The 18,537-nt window shown below is 68.5% G+C and carries 23 protein-coding genes and 1 tRNA gene; 14 read left to right on the forward strand and 10 right to left on the reverse strand.

Features of this window, described 5'->3' with window-relative positions; translation table 11 throughout:
- Positions 1-219 precede the first annotated feature (219 nt).
- Genes ACIBG8_RS29460 through ACIBG8_RS29475 form a run of 4 tightly spaced genes read right to left on the reverse strand, consistent with a single transcriptional unit; the run spans position 220 to position 3,526 of the window.
- Entirely contained in the window at positions 220-1,164 is a 945-nt protein-coding gene (locus ACIBG8_RS29460; RefSeq protein WP_397346262.1) for a D-2-hydroxyacid dehydrogenase family protein, read from the reverse strand.
- 11 nt (positions 1,165-1,175) lie between these two features.
- Positions 1,176-2,003 carry an ABC transporter permease gene (locus tag ACIBG8_RS29465; protein ID WP_397346263.1) on the reverse strand — a complete coding sequence of 276 codons (828 nt, stop codon included), beginning with the start codon at positions 2,001-2,003 and terminating at the stop codon, positions 1,176-1,178.
- Positions 2,000-2,944 (reverse strand): ATP-binding cassette domain-containing protein, encoded by a 945-nt coding sequence (locus ACIBG8_RS29470; protein WP_397346264.1) that lies wholly within the window; start codon positions 2,942-2,944, stop codon positions 2,000-2,002. The genes ACIBG8_RS29465 and ACIBG8_RS29470 overlap by 4 nt, the downstream gene beginning before the upstream one ends.
- 15 nt (positions 2,945-2,959) lie before the next feature.
- Positions 2,960-3,526 carry an NADPH-dependent FMN reductase gene (locus tag ACIBG8_RS29475; protein WP_397346265.1) on the reverse strand — a complete coding sequence of 189 codons (567 nt, stop codon included), beginning with the start codon at positions 3,524-3,526 and terminating at the stop codon, positions 2,960-2,962.
- A gap of 989 nt (positions 3,527-4,515) precedes the next feature.
- On the opposite strand from ACIBG8_RS29475, the gene ACIBG8_RS29480 reads away from it, so the two are divergent.
- A complete protein-coding gene (locus tag ACIBG8_RS29480; RefSeq protein WP_397346266.1) occupies positions 4,516-5,109 on the forward strand; it encodes a TetR/AcrR family transcriptional regulator in 594 nt (197 codons plus the stop codon).
- A 40-nt stretch (positions 5,110-5,149) separates the two neighbouring features.
- A complete protein-coding gene (locus ACIBG8_RS29485; RefSeq protein WP_397346267.1) occupies positions 5,150-5,524 on the forward strand; it encodes a hypothetical protein in 375 nt (124 codons plus the stop codon).
- Positions 5,525-6,018: 494 nt separating this feature from the next.
- Here ACIBG8_RS29485 and ACIBG8_RS29490 read toward each other — a convergent pair whose 3' ends face one another.
- Complete coding sequence (locus ACIBG8_RS29490) at positions 6,019-6,513, reverse strand: DUF523 domain-containing protein (protein ID WP_397346268.1); 495 nt, start codon at positions 6,511-6,513, stop codon at positions 6,019-6,021.
- 180 nt (positions 6,514-6,693) lie between these two features.
- Here ACIBG8_RS29490 and ACIBG8_RS29495 point away from each other — a divergent pair, with 180 nt between their 5' ends.
- The 4 genes from ACIBG8_RS29495 (at position 6,694) to ACIBG8_RS29510 (ending at position 9,574) form a co-directional block, all read left to right on the forward strand.
- The gene (locus ACIBG8_RS29495) at positions 6,694-7,053 is read left to right on the forward strand and encodes a hypothetical protein (RefSeq protein WP_397346269.1); all 360 of its coding nucleotides are present in this window, start codon (positions 6,694-6,696) and stop codon (positions 7,051-7,053) included.
- Positions 7,050-7,433: a hypothetical protein gene (locus ACIBG8_RS29500; protein WP_397346270.1), complete on the forward strand. Its 384-nt coding sequence runs from the start codon at positions 7,050-7,052 to the stop codon at positions 7,431-7,433. The genes ACIBG8_RS29495 and ACIBG8_RS29500 overlap by 4 nt, the downstream gene beginning before the upstream one ends.
- Positions 7,434-7,517: 84 nt before the next feature.
- The gene (locus ACIBG8_RS29505) at positions 7,518-8,753 is read left to right on the forward strand and encodes a CynX/NimT family MFS transporter (protein ID WP_397346271.1); all 1,236 of its coding nucleotides are present in this window, start codon (positions 7,518-7,520) and stop codon (positions 8,751-8,753) included.
- Positions 8,750-9,574 (forward strand): metal-dependent hydrolase, encoded by an 825-nt coding sequence (locus ACIBG8_RS29510; RefSeq protein WP_397346272.1) that lies wholly within the window; start codon positions 8,750-8,752, stop codon positions 9,572-9,574. Before ACIBG8_RS29505 ends, ACIBG8_RS29510 begins: the two co-directional genes overlap by 4 nt.
- Here the strand turns inward: ACIBG8_RS29510 and ACIBG8_RS29515 are convergent.
- A complete protein-coding gene (locus ACIBG8_RS29515) occupies positions 9,564-10,301 on the reverse strand; it encodes a dienelactone hydrolase family protein (RefSeq protein WP_397346273.1) in 738 nt (245 codons plus the stop codon). The genes ACIBG8_RS29510 and ACIBG8_RS29515 overlap by 11 nt on opposite strands.
- Before the next feature lie 33 nt (positions 10,302-10,334).
- Between ACIBG8_RS29515 and ACIBG8_RS29520 the strand changes: the two genes are divergently transcribed.
- The 3 genes from ACIBG8_RS29520 to ACIBG8_RS29530 are packed head-to-tail and all read left to right on the forward strand — an operon-like array spanning position 10,335 to position 11,533.
- Entirely contained in the window at positions 10,335-10,748 is a 414-nt protein-coding gene (locus ACIBG8_RS29520; protein ID WP_397346274.1) for a MarR family winged helix-turn-helix transcriptional regulator, read from the forward strand.
- Positions 10,749-10,797: 49 nt separating this feature from the next.
- Positions 10,798-11,013: a helix-turn-helix domain-containing protein gene (locus ACIBG8_RS29525; protein WP_397346275.1), complete on the forward strand. Its 216-nt coding sequence runs from the start codon at positions 10,798-10,800 to the stop codon at positions 11,011-11,013.
- A gap of 4 nt (positions 11,014-11,017) precedes the next feature.
- Positions 11,018-11,533: a Clp protease N-terminal domain-containing protein gene (locus ACIBG8_RS29530; protein WP_397346276.1), complete on the forward strand. Its 516-nt coding sequence runs from the start codon at positions 11,018-11,020 to the stop codon at positions 11,531-11,533.
- Positions 11,534-11,689: 156 nt separating this feature from the next.
- Here ACIBG8_RS29530 and sigJ read toward each other — a convergent pair whose 3' ends face one another.
- Entirely contained in the window at positions 11,690-12,592 is a 903-nt protein-coding gene (gene sigJ / locus ACIBG8_RS29535) for an RNA polymerase sigma factor SigJ (protein WP_397346277.1), read from the reverse strand.
- 73 nt (positions 12,593-12,665) lie between these two features.
- Between sigJ and ACIBG8_RS29540 the strand changes: the two genes are divergently transcribed.
- Together ACIBG8_RS29540 and ACIBG8_RS29545 are read left to right on the forward strand one after the other, a co-directional pair.
- Positions 12,666-12,741 (forward strand) — tRNA-Ala (locus ACIBG8_RS29540).
- 202 nt (positions 12,742-12,943) lie between these two features.
- On the forward strand, positions 12,944-14,074 hold the full coding sequence (locus ACIBG8_RS29545; protein WP_397346278.1) for a DUF4365 domain-containing protein: 1,131 nt from the start codon (positions 12,944-12,946) through the stop codon (positions 14,072-14,074).
- Between the two features lie 161 nt (positions 14,075-14,235).
- Here the strand turns inward: ACIBG8_RS29545 and ACIBG8_RS29550 are convergent, their stop codons facing one another.
- Together ACIBG8_RS29550 and ACIBG8_RS29555 are read right to left on the reverse strand one after the other, a co-directional pair.
- Entirely contained in the window at positions 14,236-15,264 is a 1,029-nt protein-coding gene (locus tag ACIBG8_RS29550) for a helix-turn-helix domain-containing protein (protein WP_397346279.1), read from the reverse strand.
- A 137-nt stretch (positions 15,265-15,401) separates the two neighbouring features.
- The gene (locus ACIBG8_RS29555) at positions 15,402-15,560 is read right to left on the reverse strand and encodes a hypothetical protein (RefSeq protein ID WP_397346280.1); all 159 of its coding nucleotides are present in this window, start codon (positions 15,558-15,560) and stop codon (positions 15,402-15,404) included.
- A gap of 101 nt (positions 15,561-15,661) precedes the next feature.
- On the opposite strand from ACIBG8_RS29555, the gene ACIBG8_RS29560 reads away from it, so the two are divergent.
- Positions 15,662-16,105 carry a group II truncated hemoglobin gene (locus ACIBG8_RS29560; protein WP_397346281.1) on the forward strand — a complete coding sequence of 148 codons (444 nt, stop codon included), beginning with the start codon at positions 15,662-15,664 and terminating at the stop codon, positions 16,103-16,105.
- A gap of 4 nt (positions 16,106-16,109) precedes the next feature.
- On the opposite strand, the gene ACIBG8_RS29565 is transcribed toward ACIBG8_RS29560, so the two are convergent.
- The gene (locus tag ACIBG8_RS29565) at positions 16,110-16,535 is read right to left on the reverse strand and encodes a MarR family winged helix-turn-helix transcriptional regulator (protein ID WP_397346282.1); all 426 of its coding nucleotides are present in this window, start codon (positions 16,533-16,535) and stop codon (positions 16,110-16,112) included.
- Positions 16,536-16,628: 93 nt separating this feature from the next.
- On the opposite strand from ACIBG8_RS29565, the gene ACIBG8_RS29570 reads away from it, so the two are divergent.
- Both ACIBG8_RS29570 and ACIBG8_RS29575 read left to right on the forward strand, forming a co-directional pair.
- Entirely contained in the window at positions 16,629-17,594 is a 966-nt protein-coding gene (locus ACIBG8_RS29570) for an FAD-dependent oxidoreductase (RefSeq protein ID WP_397347795.1), read from the forward strand.
- Between the two features lie 64 nt (positions 17,595-17,658).
- Positions 17,659-18,510: an LLM class flavin-dependent oxidoreductase gene (locus ACIBG8_RS29575; protein WP_397346283.1), complete on the forward strand. Its 852-nt coding sequence runs from the start codon at positions 17,659-17,661 to the stop codon at positions 18,508-18,510.
- Positions 18,511-18,537: the final 27 nt, after the last annotated feature.

The raw sequence follows: 18,537 nt of genomic DNA on the forward strand, positions 1-18,537 counted from the left end.
CGCGCCTCGCGCCGCCCGCGCCTCGCGCCGCCCGGCCCGCGCGCACTCGCGCTGGGTGCCCGCTCCTGGCGCCGACCCCTCTCGCGCCGGGACCCGCAATCGCTCGCGCCTTTATCGGGGTCGCGTCCGTGTCGGGCGGGTCGTGAAAGACCTAGCTCCTCAGCTGCCCTGCCGCGGCCGCGTCTGGTGGTTGGGCATCGCTGTGGATCATGGGGTGGGTCAGGTGAGGAGGCGGATCGGGGATCCTGCCAGAAATGCGTCGATGTCCTGGACGGCTTCGCGGAAATACGTGCGGTAGTTCGCGCCGGTCACGTACCCCAGGTGCGGCGTGGCGAGGACGTTCGGGAGGGTGCGGAGCGGGTGGTCCACCGGCAGGGGTTCCGTGTCGAAGACGTCCAGGCCAGCCCCGGCGATGCGGTCCGTGCGCAACGCCTCCACCAGCGCGGTCTGGTCGATGATCGCCGCCCGGGAGGTGTTGATCAGGTACGCCGTGGGCTTCATCAGCGCCAGTTCCCCCGCCCCGAGCAACCCGCGCGTCCGATCACCCAGCACCAGGTGCACCGACACCACGTCGGACTCGGCGAGCAGCGACTCCTTGCTCGGCGCCAGCCGTACACCCAGGGAAGACGCCCGGTCGGCGGTGAGGTTGTGGCTCCAGGCGACCACGTCCATCCCGAACGCCTGCCCGATCCTGGCCATCTGCCCGCCGATCTTGCCGAGCCCCAGCAAGCCGAGCGTGCTTCCGTGCAGGTCGGCGCCGATGGTCGACTGCCACGGCCCGCCGTTCCGCATCGACGTCGCCTCCGGCACCACGTGCTTGGTGAGGCCCAGGATCAGCGCCCACGTCAGCTCGGCCGGCGGGGTGGAGGCGCTGCCGGTGCCGCAGACGGTGACGCCGTGCGCGCGGGCGGCGTCGAGGTCGATCGACGCGTTGCGCATCCCGGACGTGATCAGCAGCCGCAGGTTCGGCAGCCGCGCGAAGAGCGAGGCGGGGAACGGCGTGCGCTCGCGCATCATCATGACGACCTCGAAATCGCCAATCGCCTCCACGAGCGCGTCTTCTGACGCGAAGTGCCGGGAAAAGCTCGTCGCCCGCACCGCTGACCAATCGGCCAGGGCGAGGGCGACGTTCTGGTAGTCATCGAGGATGGCGCAGCGCAGCATGGTCCATGACCCTAGCGCCGGTTGTACAGCCTCATCGTGAGCGTGCCGAACACGAGGATCATCGCGGCTCCCGAGATGAGCACCCAGGTGATCTCGCTGCCGCCGGCCGTACCACCCATGAGGGCGCGGACCGCGTCGGCCAGCAGGGTGACCGGGTTGACGTTGACGAACGCCTGCAGCCAGCCGGGCATCGTCACCGGGCGGACGAACACGCTGCTGAGGAAGGTGAGCGGGAACAGCACGAGCATGCTGACCCCCATCACCGACTTCTCGCTGCGCAGGAGCAGGCCGAACATCGTCCAGATCCAGGAGAAGGCGAACGAGAAGCCGACCAGCAGCGCGATGCCCGCCACGACGCCGACCGGGCCGCCCGCCGGGCGGAAGCCGAGGATCAGGCCGACCACGAGGATGACCGTCGAGGCCAGCGTGTAGCGCAGGATGTCGCCGAGCAGGTATCCCACCATCGGCGCGGGCCGCCACATGGGCAGCGTGCGGAACCGGTCGAAGACACCGCGGTCGATGTCCTTCTTCACCTCGACCCCGGTGTACATGGTGATCATCACGACGCTCTGCACCATGATGCCGGGCAGCACGTACTGCAGGTAGGCGCCGGTCGAACCGGCCAGCGCGCCGCCGAACAGGTACGTGAACATCAGCGTCATCATGATCGGGAAGGCGGTCACGTCGAAGAGCTGCTCGGGCACGTGCTTGATCTTCAACATCGCCCGCCAGCCGAACGTGACCGAGGCCGACCACGCGCTCGGCCGCTTGGGCCTGGCCGTCCTGGTGAGTACGGTGCCCAGGGTGTCGGCTTCGGGAATGAATGTGGTCGTGGTCATGCCGCGGTCCTTTCGGTGAGAGCCATGAAGACCTCGTCCAGGCTGGGCTGGCCAAGGGAGAAATCATTGACAGTGATGCCTTCTGCGGCGAGTTCCGCGAGGGCGCGCGAGGCTTGCTCCGCCGTACCCTCGCCGCCGACGCGGGCGGTCAGTGACACCGGGTCGGACTCCAGCAGGACCTGCGTCCGCAGCGTGCGCGACAGCACGCGCTCGGCGTCGGGGCGCTGGTGCGCGTCGCGCAGCCGCACGTGGACGGAGCCCGCGCCGACCGAGGCCTTGAGCTCGCCCGGCGTGCCCTCGGCGATCACCCTGCCGTGGTCGATGACGGCGATCCGGCCGGCCAGGCGGTCGGCCTCGTCGAGGTATTGCGTGGTCAGCAGCACGGTGGTGCCGTGGGCGACGACGATGCGGATGATGTCCCAGACCTGGTTGCGGCTGCGCGGGTCGAGACCCGTCGTGGGTTCGTCGAGAAACAGCAGGTCAGGGGTGTTGAGGATGCTCGCGGCGATGTCGATCCTGCGGCGCATGCCGCCGGAGTAGTTCTTGACCTGGCGGTCGGCTGCCTCGGTGAGTCCGAACGCGTCGAGCAGTTCGGCGGCCCTGTCCTTGGCTGCGGGCTTCTTGTGGCCGAGGAGGCGGCCGAGCAGGATCAGGTTCTCCATGCCCGTCATGTCCTCATCGACCGAGGCGTACTGGCCGGTCAGGCTCACCCTGCTGCGTACGGCGTCCGCCTCCCGGACGACGTCGTGGCCGAACACCCGCGCCTCGCCGCCATCGGGACGCAGCAGCGTGGCCAGCATCCTGACCGCGGTCGTCTTGCCCGCGCCGTTGGGGCCGAGGACGCCGAACACGGCGCCGGCCGGGACCGTCAGATCCAGGCCGTCGACGGCTCTGTTGTCGCCGAAGACCTTGACCAGGCCTGATGTTTCAATGGCAGTCATTCCTTGAGTCCTTCTCTATGAGACGTACGGGCGTTGCCTGCGGGCTTCGCGGAGCGCCAGGCCCCACCAGACGAGCTGGTCGAGCATGCTGCTGAGGGCTTGGCGGCGGTCGTCGGTGTCGTACGGCAGGCCGTCCTGGTCCAGGTCGCGGAGCAGGTCGAGGGCGAGCCTGTTGCGCACCGTGACGGCGTGGAGCTCGGTGAAGATCTGGCGGAGGTGCTCGGTGGCGTAGAGGCCGTCGGACCTGGTGCCGTAGGAGACGAAGGCGACCGGTTTGGCGTGCCACTCGTCGTAGGCGTGGTCGATGGCGCGTTTGAGTGGGGCGGGGAAGCTGCGGTTGTACTCGGGGGTGACGACGACGAATGCCTCCGCGTGATTGATTGCCTTGAGGAAGCGGCGGGTGTCGTGGGTGGGGGCTTGCGTGAAGTCGTCGGAGAGAATGAATTCCGCCAGGTCAACGGTTTCTACGGTGATGTCGGGGCGGTTGGCGGCGAGGCCGGCGAACCAGGCGCCGACGTCGGGGCACACCCTGCCTTGGCGGGTACTCCCGATGATCACCGCCACCCGCAACGCGTCCACCACACCCCACCTCCTCACGATCCGCTGGGGCCTTCGCTCTTTGCGGCCCGCACTCATTAGGCGCGAGATCTGGTCGAGCAGCCGCTAGATCCGATCTCGCAGTCCCGCCGCCTCGTGTGGCTGGCTGTCGTCTCGCGCGGCTGGGCGTCGTCTCGTGTGGCTGGGTGTCGCGAGGCGGTGTCTCGCGAGCCCGCCACTTCGCGGGCTCGGGTCTCGCAAAGCGGGCATCTTGGGGTCTGACGCCCCTGCGGGGCGGGTCTCGTGGTCCCGGTGTCTCGTGGTCCCGGTGTCCCGGTGTCCCGGTGTCCCGGTGTGTCGCGGGTCGGTGTGTCGCGGGTCTGGGTCTCGGGGCGTGCCGTCTCGTGGGCTTGGGGCTCGCGTTGCGGGCGTTTTGGGGTCTGGCATCCCCGTGGGGGCGGGTCCCTTGGTCCCGGTGTGTCGCGAGCGCGCCCTCTCGTGGGCTTGGGGCTCGCGTTGCGGGCGTTTTGGGGTCTGGCATCCCCGTGGGGGCGGGTCGCATGGTCCCGGTGTGTCGCGGGCCTCGGCGTCGTGCGACCAGCTGGGGCCGCACATGTAGGCGGGTCACCTCGTGGCTTGGCGCGTTTGCGAGCTCGGGCGTCTTAGGGCCCCGCGTCTTAGGGCCCCGCGTCTTGGGGCCCCGCGTCTTGGGGCCAGGTGTCTTGGGGCCAGGTGTCTTGGGGGCTGGCGTTTTGCGCTTGGTCTTCTTTGCGGGCCTGGTGTCTTGCGGGTCCGGTGTTTGTGGGTCCGGTGTCTTGGTCTGATGTCTTGGTCCGGTGTCTTGCGTGCTTGGGCGCCTGGGGCTGCGCGTGCCTGTCTCGGCGGGGCCTGCTCTGTGGTTGTTTGGGGAGGTGTTTGGGGTCGGGGTGGTGGCTCCCGATATGGGTGGGCGGGCCGTACTGGGAGAAGCTGGTCAAGTGGGGGCGTGGTGCGGGAGTGTGGGATCAGCAATCGCGGACACCTGGGGAGCACCGATGGCCAAGCAGTGGGGGCGGTCGAGCGGCACGCGCGAGGCCCTGCTGGCCGCCGCTCGCGACGTCTTCCTGGCCAAGGGGTACGGCGAGGCGACCGTCGCGGACATCGTCGAGGTGTCCGGGATCAGTGTGGGGAGCCTTTATCACCACTTCGGGGGCAAGCCTGGGTTGTTCCTGTCGCTGTGGGAGCGGTTCATGCGCAGCCAGGAGGAGCGCACCCACCGTGCGGCCAAGGCGGCGGAGGGGACCGTGGAGCGGTTCCTCGCGGGGGCCCGCGCCTACCTTGAGGGGTCGTGGGAGCAGCGGGACGTGGCTCGGTTGTTTCTGGAGAACGACGGGCCGGCGGAGTTCACCACGTTGCGCCGCCAGCGCGGGTGGGACTGGATCGGCGGCAACACCAAGCTGCTCGGGCTCGACGGGAGCCGGGAGAGTCATGTGCTCGTCGTGCTGCTGACCACCGTGATGGGGGAGGCGGGCAGGGAGGTGGCCGTCTGCGAGTCGGAGGAGGACGCCAAGGTGACGATCAACGAGGTGATCCGGCTGGTGAGGCGCATGCTGACTACTCCGGACGGTGTAGTGCGAGCGTCTTCCTGAGGATGATTTGCTGGAAGTCATCCGGTGCGACCGTTGATGCATGAACGACGCACTCAGGAAGCTCCTCGGGGCGATGGCCGTGGTGTTCGCGCTGACCTTCCTGACGGGTGCGGTGTCGCACGCATGGGGGTTGCTGGGGGAGCCGGTGATCGTGCCTGCGACGGTGGTGGAGTCTGCCTGCGCGGCGGGGTTGCTGGTGGCGGGGTACGGCTCGCTCCGGGGGCGGGTGTGGGGGTGGAACGCGCTCATCTATGCGCATGCGGGGGCGTTGGTGGGTGTGCTGGTGGGGGTGTTGGCGCTGGCTTTGGGGCCGAGTGAGGACACAGCTTTGAACACCTGGTATCACCGCGTCATGGCGGCGTTGCTGGCTTTGGGGCTGGGTGGGTCTTTCTACATCTCCAGGACTGACCGATAGGCGCACCTTGGCGATCGGTTGCTGTCGCGATGGGCCTCCCACCCGCTGGGGGTGTCACGCACGTCCCGTGGGAGCGCGCTTGGGTGTCGCGCCTGCGGTGGGGCCGCGGGGTTGGGTCGCGGGGTGGGGCCGGGCCGCACGGGGGCCAGGACCTTCGGGCGTCCCCTGTGGGGGCGCGTCTTTGGGTGTTCCTCAGCGAGGCCGGGTCTCCCGGGGGCGTCTCCTGTGGGGTCGGCGATTCCCGGAAGGTGTGCATCTCTCGTGGGTGGGCGGCCCTTGGAGGGCGGGTGGGCCTCTGGAGGGGGGCGGCCCCTGGAAGGCGGGCGTCCCCTGCGGGGCGGGCGTCCTGTGCGGGGCCGGGCGTCCCCTGCGGGGCGGGCGTCCTGTGCGGGGCCGGGCGTCCCGTGCGGGGTGGGCGTCCCGTGTGTGGGTGTGTCTGGTGGGGAGCGGGCCCCAGGGCTGGGAGGCCTTTGAGGGGTGGCCTCTGCGAGGTGCTACTGGGTGAGGGTTTGAAGGTAGGTGGCGGCGTCGGGGAGGTGGGATTCGGTGAAGACCTTGATGCCGTGGAGTTCCAGCAGTGCGGTGGTGACGCCCTGGCCGGGGGTTCTTCTGCCGCGAAACGTTCCGTCGTAGATGCTGAGGGCGCCGCATGATGGGCTGCCCTCCTTGAGTACGGCGAGCCGTACGCGGAAGGACTGTGCCACGGCCAGTGCGGCCTGGGCGCCTGCCAGGAACGCGCCTGTGACGTCCGTGCCGTCGGTGGTCAGGACGCGGGCTGTTCCTGCCAGCACCGCTGCGCCCCCTACGCCGCCCTCGATCTCGGCGGCTGGGCGGGGGATGGGGAGACCGCCCTCTACTTCTGGGCAGAACGGGACCAGTCGGCCCTCGGATCGCCAGGTGGCGAGGATGGCGTCGTTGCTGGTCTTGGCCGCGCCGTCGTAGCGGACCTTTCGGCCCATCAGGCATGCGCTGACCAGAATCCGTTCCACGCGGCCCATGCTATGTCGGTGTCCGGACAGCCGATGTCGCTGGCTCTTGGGGGTGGCCCTTCTCGCCGTTGGTGGCGGGGCGTGGTGTCCCGGGGGTGGAAGGGCCGTGGGCGGTAGCGGCATCAGGGGTGGGATTTCCCGGTGAGAGGGGCGGTGGGGGGTGGGGGTAGCCTTCTGGCCATGTCACAGACCCTCGCGACGGGTGTGATCGTCGGTGCGCTCCTGCTGGCCCTGGTGAGCCTGATCGTCGCGATACGCAACAGGCCGATGGGCATGGTCCTTCTCGTCGGCTTCGCCGTACTCGAGGTCGTCCTGCTCGTCCAGGCAGGCGTCACCATCGCCGCCGCGATCGACGGCGAAGGGCCGCAGGACAAGGCGATTCTGTACGGTTACCTGGCCGGAATGGCGATCATCCCCCCTGCGGGCGTCTTCCTGGCCATGGCAGAACGCAGCAGGTGGGGCTCGGCGATCCTCGTCGTGGCCGGGTTCGCGGTCGCGGTCATGACGGGCAGGCTGCTGCAGATCTGGCAGGGCGGATGAGCGCCCCCATCGGCACCGGCCCCGGACGGGCGCTCGTCGCCGTCTACGGGCTCTTCGCGCTCGCCGCCGGCGCCCGCGCAGCCGTACAGATCGCGACGAAGTTCAACGAAGCCCCCATCGCCTACGCCCTGTCGGCCTTCGCCGCCGCCGTCTACATCCTGCTCACCGTCGCCCTGGCGCGCGGCGCCCGCAGGGTGGCGCTCGTGGCGCTGGGGATCGAGCTGGCCGGGGTGCTGGTCATCGGTACGGCCAGCCTCATCGACCCGGCGGCGTTCCCGCAGGCCACGGTCTGGTCGGCCTACGGAAAGGGCTATCTGTTCATCCCCCTCGTGCTGCCGTTCGTGGGGCTCTACTGGCTGCTGCGCCGCCGTTCTTCCTAGGGGTCAGGAATAAACGCCTGTTTCAGTCCTGTTACGATGGGCGTATTCATCCCATGATTCCATGAGTGGAGGACTTGACCCAGCATGAGCGTGCTCACCCAAGAGTCCAGAGCCAAGACCACCGGATCCCTGGCCTGGCTGCTCGTTCTGGGAATCGTCCTCGCGGCGCTCAACCTGCGCACCGCGGTCACCAGCGTCGGCCCCCTGCTCGACCAGCTGTCGGCGGGCCTGGGCATGACGAGCATCGGCACCGGCCTGCTCACCACGCTACCCGTGCTCGCGTTCGCCACGGTCGGGGCCATCACCCCGGCCCTGTCGCGCAGGGTCGGCGAGCACCGCCTGCTGCTCCTCGCCCTCGTCACCCTGGGCGTCGGCCTGCTGACCAGGGCGAGCGTGGACTCCGCGCCGGTGTTCCTGCTGACCAGCGCGCTGGCGCTGTCCGGCGGAGCGGTCGGCAACGTGCTCATCCCGACGCTGATCAAGCGCCACTTCCCCGGCCGCGCCGGGTTCATGACCACCGTGTACACCACCGCCCTGGCCGTCGGCACGATGCTCGCCGCCGCCGCGACGGTCCCGATCGAGCGCGCGGCCGGTGGAGACTGGCACGTCGCGCTCGGCGTGTGGGCCGCCTTCGCCGCCGTCGCCACGCTTCCGTGGCTCGTGCTCTCACGCGGCCCGCGGACGACCAGGGGGCATCAGGACACCGGTAAGTCCGACATGGGGCCGATCAAGCTGGTCCGCTCCAAGCTCGCCTGGTCGATCGCCGTCTACTTCGGCACCCAGTCGATGATCGCCTACATCATGTTCGGCTGGCTCGCCAAGATCCTGACCGACGGCGGCTACACCACCAGCCAGGCGGGCCTGGTGCTCGGAGTGTTCACCGCGCTGAGCATCCCGGTCTCGATGCTGGTGCCGCTGCTGGCCTCGAAGTTCAAGGACCAGCGCCCCGTCGTCGCCGGGCTCGTCGCCTTCTACGCGGTGGGTTTCGCAGGACTGTGGTTCGCGCCCGCCTCGACCGCGTGGGTCTGGGTGATGTTCGTGGGCGTCGGCATGGGTTCTTTCCCGCTGGCTCTCACCATGCTGGCGTTGCGCACGCGCACCGCTGAGGCGACGGCGGCGCTGTCGGCGTTCGGGCAGAGCGCCGGATACCTCATCGCGGGCGTCGGCCCGATCCTCGTCGGCACCCTCTACGAGGCCACCGGCGGCTGGTCGCTGCCGTATCTGCTGATCTTCGGTGTGCTCGCCGTACAGCTCGTCACCGGTTGGTACGCGGGGCGCAACCGGTTCCTGGAAGACCAGGCTGCGACAATCAAGGTGTGAATTCCACCGCAGTCACCTTCCCGGACGGCCAGGTCAGCGGCCGTTCGCAGATCGTCGAGGCCGTGCCGCTGGGGGAGCGGTACGGCCTCGTCGTCGTTGAGACGCCCTTCCATCCGCTCGACCACACCTGGCCGGACCAGCCCGCCGACCGCGGCACGCTGGGCGGCCTGACGGTGGCCGACTGCGTGACCGGCGCCCAGGAAGACGGCGGCCAGGTCCTGATCGGGCAGGACATTCCGGTACGGCGGGGCAGCGAAGGCTGGCAGTGGCTCGTCGTGCACGTCACCGACGAGACGCTCCCGGTCGGCGCCGAGGTCGAGCTGCGCGTGGACACCGGCTACCGGAACGCGCTGTCGGCCGGGCACACCGCCTGCCACCTGGCCGCCCTGGCGCTCAACGCCGCCCTCGCCGACCGCTGGCGCAAGGAGGTCGCGCCGGACGCCCTCGGCCACCCCGACTTCGACCAGAACGCGATCACCGAGTCGCGCATCACCCCCAACGCCAGCACCGACGTCTACCGGCTCGGCAAGTCGCTGCGCAGGAAGGGCTTCACCGCCGAGGACCTCGACCTCGACGACGTGACGCGCCGGGTCAACGACCGGCTGAAGACGTGGGTGGCGGCGGACGCCCCCGTATGGATCGACGTGCCTGACGCGGGGCTGACGGCTCGCCGTACCTGGCACTGCGCGCTCCCCGAAGGGGAGGTGTCGATCCCGTGCGGCGGCACGCATCTCGAACGGACCTCAAGGCTCGGCACGGTCACCGTCGAGCTCGCGCTGGACGAGGCGGCGCTGACCATGCGCACCGCCGTCAGCGCCTGAGGAACGCCAGCACCCGCTGCCACGCGTCGGCCGAGGCCTGCGCGTGCTCGTCCTGCTTGGCGTCGAAGAAGCTGTGCGGGGCGCCCGGGTAGACGATCAGCTCGTGCTCGACCCCGGCGTCGTTCAGCGCCTCGTCGAACTCGGCCACCGCGCTCTGCGGGATGCCCTTGTCCGCGCCGCCGAACAGCCCGAGGATCGGCCCGGCCAGCTCGGCCGCGTGTTGCGTCGGGCCGGGGCCGTAGGGCCCTGCGATGCCGGGAACCCCGTAGAAGCCGATCACGCCGTGGAAGCCGAACCTGGGCTCGGCGGCGTGGAAGGCGTTGCGACCGCCCATGCAGAACCCGAGGGCGACGGCCTCAGAAGCACCGAGCCGCTCCTTCGCCGCGAGCATGTCGGCCTGGATGCCCTCGCGGGAGAGCTTGCGAATGTGCTCCATGAAATTGAAGTCGGCGCCGCGCTCGTCGTCGGCGGCCGTGCGCCCGAAGTAGTCGAACGCGATGGCCTCGTGGCCCTGCTCGGCCAGCCGTACCGCCAGGTTCTTGTAGAAGGGGTGCAGGCCGCGCATGTCGGGCAGGATCACCACCCCCGGGCCGGACGGCTGGGCGGGGACGGCGTGGAAGGCGGCGAAGCGGGCGCCGTCGGCCGAGGTCAGCGTGAGCTGGTCGCCGGTGGCTGAGGTGAGGGGCGGGCCGTAGACGGGAGGGGCGGAGTCGTCGTCGTAGCACATGCCCCACAAGATACCAAAGCTAGACTTGGCTTTATGCTCGTTAACGATCTTCGAATCGCCGTCGGCAGGATAGCCCGCCGGATGCGCCAGCTCTACAACGCCGACGAGAGCGTCTCGTTCACCGAGATCGCGGTGCTGGCGCGGCTGGATCGCGAGGGGGCGCTCAGTTCTGTGCAACTGGCTGAGCTGGAGCGGGTGAGCGCTCAGGCGGTCGGGACCGTGCTGGGCGCGCTGCACAGGCGCGGGCTGGTGGAGCGGTCGGTCGATCCTTCGGACGGGCGCAGGGTGATCACGGGGATCAGCGCGGCCGGGCGGGCGCAGCTCGGGAGCCGGGAGCAGGTGGTGATGGAACGGCTGGCGTCGGTGCTGGAGACGCTTTCCCCGGAGGAGCGGGACCTGCTGGACGCCGCGCTGCCCGTGCTGGAGCGCATCGCCGACCGGCTCTAGCCGTCAGCATGTGTTGACAGATGCGGGTCTGTCAGCACATGCTGACAGCATGGAAGTCACGGAGCTGGCCAGGTCCGCGAGCGAGCAGGACCCGGGCAAGGGGCTCGCCGCGGTGGCCGCGCTCAGGGCGCTGCTGGAGGAGCTCGAGGCCACGCACGTCACGAACGCTCGGGCGGCTGGATGGTCGTGGGAGCAGATCGCCTCTGCGCTGGGGGTCAAGCGGCAGTCGGCGCATCGCAAGCACGCGCGACGGATCGGGAGGTAGGGGCATGTTCACCAGATTCACCGAGGCGGCCAGGCGGGCGTTCGTCCGGGCGGGGACGCTGGCGATCGAGGCGGGGCGGCCGGTGCTGGACACGGATCTGCTGGTGCTGGGGCTGGCCGAGGTGCGGCCGTTCGACCTGGAGTCGTTCACTGCCACGGCGGACGACGTGCGCGGGCGCGTGCCGGTGGACTCGGGACGGGATCTGCTGGCTTCGCTGGGGATCGACGTGGATGAGATACGGCGGCGGGCGCGGGTTGACGCCGATGATCCGTCGTTGTGGCGGTTGCGTAGGGTTTTGCTGCGGGTGACGCTGCATGGGCCGTTGGGGAGCATTCCGCTGTCGATGCACTGCCGGAAGGTGGTGGAGGTGGCGCTGTGGAAGCCGGGGGCGGTGACGGGGGAGCGGTTGCTGTGGGGGTTGCTGGCGGACTTCTCGAACGGCGCGGCGGGGCTGCTCCACGCGACCGGCATCGACCTGCGCGCCCTGGCCGTCGAAGCACACATCCCCGTAGCGCGCTGACCCTTCAAGGAGCCTTTAGGGGCTTAAGGGCTTTGGGGGTACGGCGGAGCCAGGGGACGTCCGCCCGCCGTACAGGGTGGTCGTCTGTCCAGGGTGACGCTCCTCGGGCGCGCGGCACCCCGCCGTGACGCCGGGACGTCGCGCGCCCTCCCGCTCTCACGCGGCGGGAAGCTCCATGTGGGTGATCTTGTCGGGGTTGGCGATGAGGTAGATGGTGTCGATCTTCCCGTCCACGATCAGCAGCGACAGCACCGTGATCACCTTCCCGCCCGCCGTGAGGAGCATGGCGGGCGCCCCGTTGACCTCGGCGATGCTGTACGACATGTCGGAGTAGTCCTCCACGCCGATGGACCCCATGAACTTCCCGATGGCCGACTCCGTCGCGATCGAGGTGATGAACCGGCTCACCTTGTCGTCGCCGACCAGGACCCGCAGCGGCGCCCGCGCCTTGCCGCCACCGTCGCCGACCAGGGTGACGTCGCTCGACAGCAGCTCGAGCAACCCGTCCAGGTCACCGTTCATCGAGGCGTTGATGAACCGCTCGGTGATCTCCCTGCGTTGGCCGAGGTCCACGTCGAACCTCGGCCGCTTGTCCTGCACGTGGTCGCGCGCCCGCTTGGCGAGCTGCCTCGTGGCCGGTTCCGCCCGCCCGATGACCTCGGCGATCTCGGAGAACGGCAGGTCGAACGCCTCCCGCAGCACGAACACCGCCCGCTCCAGCGGCGACAGCGACTCCAGCACGACCAGCAGCGCCAGCTCGACGGACTCGGCCAGCTCCGCGTGCTCGGCCACGTCGGGGGAGGTGGCGATGGGCTCGGGCAGCCAGGGGCCGACGTAGGCCTCGCGCCGCACCTGGGCCGAGCGCAGCCGGTCGATGGCCAGGCGGGAGGTGATCCTGATCAGGTATGCCTTGGGATCTTCAACGGTGTCCGCATCGACCCCGGACCAGCGCAGCCACGCCTCCTGGACGATGTCCTCCGCGTCGGCCGCGCTACCGAGGATGCGGTAGGCGACGCCGATGAGGAGGGAGCGGTGGGCCTCGAAGGTCTCGGTCGACATAGGCACAAGAGGTATCACAGCGTCGGTTCGCCGTCTGCTCCGGGATTCCGGTACACTAATCAGGCACTTGCAAGGGGCTATAGCGCAGCTGGTAGCGCACCTCCATGGCATGGAGGGGGTCAGGAGTTCGAATCTCCTTAGCTCCACCAAGACGTGTCACTCGAACACCCTTCCTTGAAGGTGGCGAGTAGCGCGGAGGTTTGATTGACGGCGGTGTCCTTCGGGGCACCGCCGTTCCTGCGTTGCACGTGCGGCAAGGGGTGTTGTGGGGTCGTCGCTAGCTATGCCTGGTTCAGGAGATGGCGGGGGACTTCGGATGCCCCGGCGGGTCACCCCGCGGTGCGGGTTAGATTGCCACCACGCAAGCAGATTCTCCATTTCGCGATTGACGCAAGGGGAGAAAAATTGCCCAGGGTTCCCAAGAGTCGTAGGCCAGAACGTGCTGCGGTCAATGCCCTTCGCGCCCTGTTGGAGCAACACGACCACATCGTTCAGGAGATTGACGGACAGAATGATTTCGGTGAGGACCTGCACGTCACCTTCACTGAGGACCATCAGGTCACGGGCGACATGATCAAGGTCCAGGTTAAGGGTGGGAACTCCTGGCGGAGGGCGGGTGGGTATGGCGTTCCGGTCGGCCATCATGCCAGTACCTGGGCTGACGGCAACGTACCCGTGTTCTGCGTTGTTCATGACCCAGAAAGCGACGTCCTGTATTGGGCCAATGCCACGAAACAGTTGCTCGAGGCTCGCCGCGACCGTGAGGCGCTGACCACCATAACGGTTAACTCAACGAACCAGCTCGATGACGCTTCCCTTGCCGCCTTCGTACTGCAGGCTCGGCAGTATGCGAACCGCTATCAGGGTAACCAAGCGTTGCGCATACGGCTCGGCGAGATGGCGGGTGTCGAATTCGAGGCGTCCGACCTCGTGGTGCACTTCGTCAATCGCTGGGGCGAAGATCTGATCTTCTGGCAGCGCCAAGCCGAAGGATTTGCGACATTGCTTCACAGCGACCTCGATTGGGAGCCGCGCTGTATCTGGCCGGAGGCACTGCGAGTAACGAACTTGCGGGTGATTGGGCCTGTGCCGATGGTCGCAGACGTCATCCTCGACGAGGCAGAACTCATGTGGCTGACTGCCTGCTTTGAGGCCACTGGTTGGGCGCGTAGGCCACTCCCCGACCGCGAGCCTGCCGAAAGGGGGGCTGCGGATCGAGGGGAGTACGGCTTCTCAGCGCGCGTTGGGTGGCCAAGCGCCAAAGTAACTTCTCGCCGTGAACTCGTTACGGCCAAGGAACTTGTGGCGGGTGAAAGGATCTACTGGCTCAGTCAGCGCTGGAACGAGCGGGGGCGGCTCGTTTCCGAAGTCTGGGAGTCTGTCGAGGCACCTGGTGCCGTCTGCGTCCGTTTTGATCAACTGATGATGGCGGACACCTTCTGGCCCGCCGAGCGTTTCGCTCGGCGGAGACGGGAGGCCTAGATTCGACCGCCGCGGTTTGGAAACAAATTTGACCTTGTGGCACCGCGGCGGCGCAATGGAAGTTCTGGGCTTCTGCTCCGGGGGGACGGCCCCCCGTGTAAACAGTCACCCACCGCTCCGGCGGGGCTCGAGCTTTCCCGGGTTGACCAGGAGGGCCGCTTTCAAGCGTCCTCGTTCGTGGGGAAGAGCGTGGCGCTCACCCTTTCCAGGGCCTCGCGGGACCTGGCTTCGCGTTCGGCGGCGGGCAGGTCCAGTGCAGCCATCTCCTGTTCGAAGCGCCCGCGTAGGTCGTCTCGATCGAACCACCGCAGGGGGTGGAGTGGGTCGTTGGGGTCGTAGACGCCCTGCTCGTAAAAGTTGAGCATTGCCAGTTTCAAGCCCCGCTGGCCATGTGCGGAGTCTGAAGGCAGCATTCCGCCCATGATCCGGTTCAGCCATTCGCGGCGGTACTCTGCGTCGTCGTCGTCGGCATCATCCAAGTCTGGGTCGTATCCGAAGATGTCCGCGCTTCCCAGAAGTCCGGGGTACATCTCATCGCAGTCCCCCAGGCGGGGTGGGTCGGAATTCATGATGACGATGGACATCGCTACCTCGTCGGCTATGCAGCGCAGGCTTGGTACTCGAACCCGCTCGGCGATCTCGTCGCCGATGCGCATGATGCACTCACCCATGCGTGACAGCCAGTGATCGTTGACCTGGATGAGCACCCACCCTGGTAGGTCGCAGAGAAGCGGTACCTCGTCGATCACGGTCTCGCCCTTGAGGTAATCGGAGAACCCGACTGACAGCGCTCCTGTTGTGGAGTACTTTCCGTCTGTGGTCGGCGCGAAGTCCGAGAACATCACGGTCTGCGCGAGAGCCATGGCGTCCTGCGGTGTGAGTGGGTCGCCGTTGAACCGCTGGTTGAACTGCTCCACTGTGCGACGGATGGCTGCCTCATGCGGATCCGTCGACGGGTGAGGGGCATCCGAATCCACCAGGTGGCGAAGCTCCGTGACGGCCACGCCCAAGGTTCGTGCGAATCCCTTGGTGGTTTCCCCGCGGAAGGCGTCCAGATCGGCTGCGGACGAGGTCTCGTTCTCAAAGCGCCGCCAGGTGGCGAGCGAGACCCCGGCTCTACGGGCGGCTTCCTGTTGCGTCATGCGAAGTTCCGAGCGGCGCCGCTTGATTCCGTTGGCCTGCCCGTCCACGCGCCCTCCTAAGTGCTCATTGAGTGCTTTCAATGCTATCACTCAATGAGTGCTCACAGGAGGGTGAGGGGAGATGTTCGCCCCCTGTGAACGTTCCGAACGTTGGGCGGATCGGTCGCCTCACAGGGGGATTGGCGCTACTTCCCTCGGCCGCGCAGCCACGCCAGGCCGGGCGGGACTGCGGCGGTCGTGGCGTCGCCGACCACTGTCTCGTCGGCGGGATCCGGTTCCTCGCCCTCGCGCAGCGCCTCCTCCACACGGGACGCGGCCTTCTCCACCTCCGGCTGTTCCGTCATATGCTCATCACACCCTCAGTGATTGATCGTTCACCCCAGGGGTATTCCCCCTGCTCACCCGATGTCTCGAAATTTCCGGGAAAAGTTGAGACAGTGGGGATGTGGCGTCGATCTATGAGGTGGCCGGCGGGGAGCCGATGTTCCTGGCGCTCGCCGTCGCGCACCACGAACGCTGCCTGCGCGACCCGGTGCTGAACCACCCGTTCTCGCACCCTGGGCACCCGCAACACGTGGAACGGCTGGCGCACTACTGGGCCGAGGTCTTCGGCGGGCCGCCGGTGTACTCGGCGGAATGCGGCAGCCAGACGTCCATGCTGGTCCTGCACGCCGGTCAGGGCGCTGAGGATGATCTGGGGGAGCGGTTCGTCGCCTGCTTCGTGGCCGCCTTCGACGACGCGGGCCTGCCGGCCGACCCCGCGCTGCGCTCGGCCATGCGCGCCTACATGGAGTGGGCCGTGGGCGAGGTCATGTCCTACTCGCCGCGTGGCAGCCAGGTCGCGGACGGCCTCGCCGTACCGCACTGGACCTGGGACGGCCTGGCCTAGGCCGTCAGGCCACCGACATCATCTGCTCGATCACCGACGTCAGTCGGGTGCGGTCCTTGACGTCCAGCTGGTTGATCAGGCCGGTCATCCGCGCGGTCACCTCGGTGTGGCTGCGGATCGCCTGCTCCATGCCCTCGTCGGTCAGCTTCACCCACGTCACCCTGCGGTCCTCGGGGTCGCGGCTGCGCACGACGAGGCCGCGCTGCTCCATGCGGTCGACGAGGTTGCTCAGGTTCGACTTCTCCAGGTGCATGATCCTGCCCAGCTCGGACATGCCGACCCGATCGCGCACGACGATGGCGCAGATCAGCTCCACCTGCTGCTGGGAGAGCTTGCTTGCCCGCCCGACGTCCGCGAAGAGCTGAAGAACGTGGTGGGACAGGCTGACCAGCGCCGTGGCGAGCGCCTGATCCTCAGGTGACTCCGTCAATCATGACTCCGGGGGTTGCGCGCGAGGCATTGGTTCATGATACAAACAGTTCATCATATGTACCAAGCCTGTTGGAGGCGTGCTGTGACTGCAATGGTGGCTGTCGTCGGTGGTGGATACGGTGGAATCACTGTAGCGAAGGCCCTGGACAGCGTGGCCGACGTGGTGCTCGTCGAGCCGCGCGACACGTTCGTGCACAACGTCGCCGCGCTGCGCGGGGTGGTCGACCCCGCGTGGGCCGAGCGGCTTTTCATCCCGTACGGCGGGCTGCTCGAACGCGGCCGGGTCGTCAGGGGCCGCGCGGCGAGCATCGAGGGCACGACCGTGGTGCTGGAGTCGGGGGAGCGCCTCGAAGCCGACTATGTCGTGATCGCGACGGGTTCCACCCACGCGTTTCCCGCCAAGATCGAGGAGATCGACAGCGAGCGGGCCAGGATGCGACTCCAGGACGCGCACCTGGAGCTGGCGGCGGCGTCCAGCGTCCTGCTGGTGGGCGCGGGGCCGGTCGGGCTGGAGTTCGCCGGGGAGATCAAGGCGGCCTGGCCGGACAAGCGGGTCACCGTGACCGATACCCAGACCGATCTGCTGTCGGGACGGTTCCCCGAGGAGTTCCGCGCCGAGGTGCGCAGGCAGCTCGACGAGCTGGGCATCGAGGTCGTGCTCGGTGCGGCGCCTTCTGGCGATTTCGACCTGCGGTTCGCCTGCTTCGCGCCGGCGCAGCGGCCCGGTAGGGAGGTGACGCCCGAGCTGCGCGTGGTGGGCGAGGAGCGGGTGTTCGCCATCGGCGACGCGAACGACGTTCCCGAGATGAAGACGGCCAGGCACGCGCAGTTCCAGGCGGAGGTGGTGGCGGCCAACATCACCGCGATGATCGAGGGCCGCGCCGACCTGGCCGCCTACGCGCCGTCGCCCGACGCGATCGTGCTGCCGCTCGGCCCCAAGGCGGGCGTCTCCTACGCGCCCGAGGTGGGCGTGCTGGGCGTTGAGGCCACCGTGGACATCAAGGGCACCCTCTTCGTCGAGATGTACGAGGAGCTCCTCGGGCTGGTGACGGCATGACCGAGCTTGTCGAGGTCATCAATAGGCACAGCGCCTTGGTCATGAGGCCGACGAAGGAGGCCTCATGACCGTCTTCGGCCTGGGACTCGATGCGCGGAAGGCTCTGGAGCAGGCGAAGCTGGCCGATCGCGAGGGGCTCGACCACGTCAGCGTGTCCGACCATCCCTACCTCGCGCACCTGCCCGACGCCTACGCCACGATCGGGTTCCTGCTCGGCGCGACGACCCGTGTTTCTGGCCTGGTGAACGTCACCAACCTGCCGACCAGGCCCGCCCCGATGCTGGCCAGGACGGTCACCTCGCTGTCCGAGCTGTCCGGCGGGCGGATCGTGCTGGGAATGGGCGCCGGTGGCTCGTGGCCCGACATCGCCAAGCTCGGCGTCGCGCCGCTCACGCCCGCGCAGGCCGTACGCGCGATGGGGGAGGCCATCACGGTGGTCAGGGCCCTGTCGGGCGGCGGCGGGCCGGTCAGCTTCGAGGGGGAGTTCTACCGGTTCGACGGGCTGGTTCCCTCGCGGGTGGCGGCGCCGCCGGTCTGGACCGGCTCCGTCGGGCCCAGCTCGCTCGCGGTCACCGGGCGGCTCGCCGACGGGTGGATCCCCGGCCACGCGGCCGACTGGCTCAGCCCGCGCTACAACGAGTCGCGCCCGATCATCGACGCGGCGGCGGCCGAGGCGGGCAGGGATCCTCGTGAGGTCGCGACGATCTACAACCTGCCTGGGCGCATCACGAACGCGCCGCTGAACCGGACCCGTGACGAGCAGGGGCGCTGGATCGGCGGCTCGGTGGAGCAGTGGGTCGAGGAGCTCACGATCGCGATCAAGGAGTTCGGGGCCGGGGGGTTCACCTACTTCCCGGGCAACGACCTGGAGATCGGCAGGTGGGCGGGTGAGATCGTGCCCGCCCTGCGTGACTAGCCGCGGCACAGCTCCAGGGCGGGTCGC

It is taken from the genome of Nonomuraea sp. NPDC050556 (genome assembly GCF_044457355.1).
Taxonomy (GTDB): Bacteria; Actinomycetota; Actinomycetes; order Streptosporangiales; family Streptosporangiaceae; genus Nonomuraea.